The sequence below is a fragment of the Rhizobium sp. 01T444 genome (assembly GCF_056398305.1).
The window spans coordinates 1-663 of the sequence record NZ_JBFTPD010000212.1; the positions used below are offsets into that span (position 1 = coordinate 1).

The 663-nt window shown below is 65.0% G+C and carries 1 protein-coding gene; it reads right to left on the reverse strand.

Annotated features, from left to right (window positions below):
* Nucleotides 1-171: 171 nt before the first annotated feature.
* The coding region (locus AC1DTN_RS38025; protein WP_477925323.1) for a phosphopyruvate hydratase family protein at nt 172-663 on the reverse strand (492 nt) is incomplete at its 5' end.

Here is a 663-nt window from a genome sequence, read left to right on the forward strand (position 1 = left end):
GTTCAAGGCGGCCTTGGCATTGGCCTCCTTCTGCTCGGCCAGCTTTTCCTGGAGCTGCGCCACGTCGCGCACGCTCCCCCGCCCGGTCCAGAGCTGCCACTGGACGAGCAGCAGCAGGAGGACCAGGATGACCGGAACGATGCGTGAGCGCACGGCGCCTCGCCTTGCGGATCAGCGGAGGTTGTAGAAGGCAGCGCGGCCCGGGTAGCTGGCGACGTCGCCGAGGTCTTCCTCGATGCGCAGCAGCTGGTTGTACTTGGCGATGCGGTCCGAGCGCGAGAGCGAGCCGGTCTTGATCTGGCCCGCGTTGGTGCCCACGGCGATGTCGGCGATCGTGCTGTCCTCGGTCTCGCCCGAGCGATGGCTGATGACGGCGGTGTAGCCCGCGCGCTTGGCCATTTCGATGGCCGCGAAGGTTTCGGTCAGCGTGCCGATCTGGTTGATCTTGATCAGGATCGAGTTGGCGATGCCCTTGTCGATGCCTTCCTGCAGGATCTTCGTGTTGGTCACGAAGAGGTCGTCGCCCACCAGTTGCACGCGCTTGCCCAGACGTTCGGTCAGGTGCTTCCAGCCGTCCCAGTCGCCTTCGTGCATGCCGTCTTCGATGCTGATGATGGGGTACTTGTCGACCCAGGTCGCGAGCATGTCGGTCCAGCTCTCGGC